Genomic DNA, 4,206 nt, shown 5'->3' with positions numbered 1-4,206 from the left:
GATATTTAAGCATTTTTAATCAACGTAAAAAGTGCCATGAAACTTTATCCTGGCACTTTTTAGTCAAACTAAAATATAGGAGCTAGCATCTAAATGATTAACCTTAGCTTACTAGTTTTAGTGCAATCCAAGCATCAACTTTAGCTTCCAGAACATTGAGCGGAAGTGGACCATACTTTAATATTTGATCATGATATTCACGAATATTAAATCTGTCGCCCAATTTTGTTTTAGCGTTAGCACGTAGCTCAAGAATTTTAAGCATACCAATTTTGTAAGCCGTTGCTTGAGATGGCATCACAATGTGACGTTCTACCATTTTCACGACATCTGAAACCGCATTCGGTGTGTTATCGCTATAAAAAGCAATGCCTTTTTCACGAGTCCACTTTTTAGAATGTATGCCAGTATCAACAACTAATCTACATGCACGCCATAATTCCATTGCTAAGCGGCCGAAGTCTGAGTAAGGGTCTTGGTAAGCACCAAATTCTTTTGGAAGATATTCTGAATAGAGTCCCCAACCTTCGATATAAGCGGTGTAACCACCAAATTTCCTGAATTTGGGAACATCTTTTAACTCTTGTTGAATTGCAAGTTGCATGTGATGTCCTGGAATACCTTCGTGGTAGGCAAGAGCTTCCATTTGATAAGTCGGCATAGCTTTCATATCGTAGAGGTTGGCATAGTAAAGACCTGAACGTGTGCCATCCTCTGATGGGCGTTGATAAAACGCTTTTCCAGCAGATTGCTCACGAAAAGCTTCTACTGCTTTTACATTTAACTTAGCTTTAGGTTTAGTGATAAACATTTCGTCCAACTTAAGTCTCATGTCATCAATTAGGCTTGTCGCTTCACTCAAGTACCTAGCTTTACCTTCATCTGTATTTGGGTAATAAAATTGGTCATCGTCACGCATGAATTGCATAAATGAATTAAGATCGCCTTCAAATTCAACTTTATCTTTTATAACACGCATTTCATTATGAATACGTTCAACTTCTTTTAAACCGATTTCATGGATTTGATCAGAATTAAGATCCGTGGTCGTTGTACGTTTGAGGGCGACATTATAAAAATCTTCGCCGTCCTTCCATTTCCAAATACCATCTTCAGTAGTAGCTTGGGTTTCGAGTTCGATTAAATGGGCAACAAGTTTTTGATATGCAGGTTTAACCGAATGACTAAGTGCTAAAGTTACCTCATTAATTAAAGCTATTTTGTTAATATCTGTTAATTGGCCGGGCTCTTTTTCGATTAATGCGTTTAATTTCGTGGTGAAGTCTGAAAGCAAAGCACTTGGTTCACCATCATCGAATGGTGCACCTTTAATTATGTTTTTGGCGTCGCGGATCACATGAGGAAATACAAATTTTGGCGGTATAATATTAGCCGCGGTACGTGCTTCTATATTATCAATAAGTTGATCAAATAATTGTGGAACAGCATTCAAACGCGCAATATAATTATTTGCATCCTGAACATTGTCAATTCTATGTTGGTTAATCAACAAAGAAACAACGCTAGAATGACGACCAAACATTTGATTCACAGGATAGTTGTACAAACGCCATTTACTGTCTTCAATCTCTTCTTCCATTAATTGAACCAATAGGTCGTAACTTAGGGCGGTAGCTTCATCAAGTTTAGAACGGTCGAAAGACTTTAGTTCAACAACTTGTTTCTTAGTTATTTCTAGTGACTTATTAGCGAATGCCTCTGATAAATCGTTCCATTCATCTGCACGGTCTTTACGCCCTAGAGAAGTAAGCATTTCAGGGTAACGCTCAACTGACTCCTCAAATATACGTTCAAAGAAAGCATTGGTTCTTTGTGATTCAGAACTCTCAGATTTAGCAGACGCTTGTTTTGCAAGCGTTACTGGCTCAGTTAAAGGGGCCTGGCTTTCTTTTTGGACTGATGATTGGTCACAAGCAGATAGTAATAAAACAGCACTGATGGCTGATGTGTAATATTTAAGCACTAATAATACCTTTGGTTAACTATATTTTTACAAGAGAATAAACGCTATATCTTATAGATGCAACAAGGCTTAAGTTTACTGAATATTGAGTAAAATCATTTTTATTTAAACACTCAGATATGATTCTAGTTAGTTACGACAGGCTTTTTAATCTGTAGATATGACTGATATTCACATTTATAAAATTGATACTTTGAGTCATGCGACAAAAAGACAAATGACTTACTATAGATTTTTTTAGCAAAGACGCTTATTCTGCAGAATGATTAATTATCCTGAGCCTGTGAACATTGCGACGAATTAGAACCCTTTTGAAGCAACAATGTCTAGAAATACAGGATGCTAATGATACCGAGGAGCTACTCCAACCCGTTGCTTATTTTCTAACATCCCTTTATTTTTTTATGGTTATTGCACATTTTTTTCTGCTTCATGAAACGTTCAAATGGGTCCTGATGACTACGGCTTTTATGACTGGGACTGTTTGTCTTACTATTGGGCTTAAAGCATCTAAAATTTTATCGACTTGGCAAAGTTTTATTACCCTCTTAATGACGCTTATGGTCAGTTCAAACAGTTTGTTACATTTATGGTATTCAGGTGATCTAGAACAAAATATCAACATATTTGTATCTATAATTGCGTCAGGTATTGTGTTATCAAACCGCACACACTGGACATACTCAGTTATGTTCAACTGGATTGGATGGATTACAGTCAACATAACGCTTGAAGTGGCATTAACCCAGCATTTTTTTTTCACCATGGCAATGAGCACCCTGCTAAGCTGGTTTGCACATTTAACCAGAAAAAAATTAGTAGAAAAGCAACTCGCACTTGAACAAGAAAGAGATATTGCAATACAACATGAACAAGTTGCGAAGGCTGCGACCGAGGCAAAAAGTTCCTTTTTAGCAAATATGAGTCATGAAATTCGCACACCGATAAACGGGATTATTGGCATGATTGAACTGGTATCACATTCAAAATTGGATAAAAAGCAAAAAGATTATGTTGCAACAGCGAAGCGCAGTGCTGGGTCGCTGATGATTATCATTAACGATATCCTAGATTTCTCAAAAATAGAGGCTGGTGAACTTAGTATCGAATTAATGGAATTTGACTTAGATCAGCTTTTTACCGAATTGACTCACGACCTACAATCCCAAGCTAACAGAAAAAATTTAAAACTAGAACTTGTTAAGGGAAATGTCCTACAAAATAAAGTCGTAGGCGATCCTTATCGACTCACGCAGATTTTGAATAATTTACTATCCAATGCGATTAAATTTACTCAATTGGGCAGTGTAATATTTACGTATAGTTTAAATGCAATTGACGACCATCTCCGTTTAAATGTTGAAGTAACCGATACTGGCATCGGTGTCAGTGACGATGCACTACCCTACCTCTTTGATTCATTCTCTCAAGCAGATATGTCGACAACAAGAAATTTCGGTGGCACTGGTCTGGGTCTAGCGATCAGCAAGCAGCTCTGTGAACTGATGGGCGGACGTATAACTGCACATAGTAGCTTAGGAAAAGGGTCAGTCTTCCAATTCTCAATTAAATTAGCCTTACCAGATTTAGTTGTAATAAAAGAAGAAAAGTACAACACCTCAAAATATCTTGGTAACTTTTTTAATCTACGAGTCCTTCTAGTTGAAGACAACTTCATTAACCAAGAGGTTATGCATGCTATCTTGAAAAGCCTAAAAATTAAGGTAGATGTTGCGAACGATGGCCTCGAGGCTCTCATGCTGCTGACTCGTTCACAGCCGTCTACATTTGACCTGATACTCATGGATTGTCAGATGCCTAATTTAGATGGTTATGAAGCAACACGCAGAATAAGAGCAGGCGAAGTTGGAGATGAATTTAGAAAAATCCCTATTGCCGCACTCACTGCAAACACAATGAACAATGAAAGAGAAAAATGCCTTGCTGTAGGTATGAACGAATATCTTACCAAGCCAGTGGACACCGAAGACTTAAAACGAATGCTGGCGAAGTATCAGCCAAATTAAAACACTAATAACTAACAAGCTAAAAACAACGAGAATATAATTTTTAGAATAAATGTTTAATTTTACGGAATCGAAGAAGGCTAAAACCACCCCTATTTTCGGATATAGATTAGATAAAAAATATTTGAAATAGACATAAATAAGTGGCTTTATTGATGCATCCAGAATTTTCACTTTTTCATAATAGTTTTAGAT

Annotated in this window: 2 protein-coding genes; one reads left to right on the top strand and one right to left on the bottom strand. The window is 36.9% G+C overall.

Annotated elements, in window-relative coordinates; genetic code table 11:
• Positions 1 to 103: 103 nt before the first annotated feature.
• Complete coding sequence (locus QZ562_RS19995) at positions 104 to 1,984, bottom strand: DUF885 domain-containing protein (RefSeq protein WP_293764235.1); 1,881 nt, start codon at positions 1,982 to 1,984, stop codon at positions 104 to 106.
• A gap of 311 nt (positions 1,985 to 2,295) precedes the next feature.
• Between QZ562_RS19995 and QZ562_RS19990 the strand changes: the two genes are divergently transcribed.
• On the top strand, positions 2,296 to 4,011 hold the full coding sequence (locus QZ562_RS19990) for an ATP-binding protein (protein ID WP_293764232.1): 1,716 nt from the start codon (positions 2,296 to 2,298) through the stop codon (positions 4,009 to 4,011).
• Positions 4,012 to 4,206: the final 195 nt, after the last annotated feature.

The organism is uncultured Paraglaciecola sp. (assembly GCF_913058035.1).
GTDB lineage: Bacteria > Pseudomonadota > Gammaproteobacteria > Enterobacterales > Alteromonadaceae > Paraglaciecola.
Note: the sequence above shows the minus strand (reverse complement) of the source record. Positions and strands in the feature narration are given on the sequence as shown.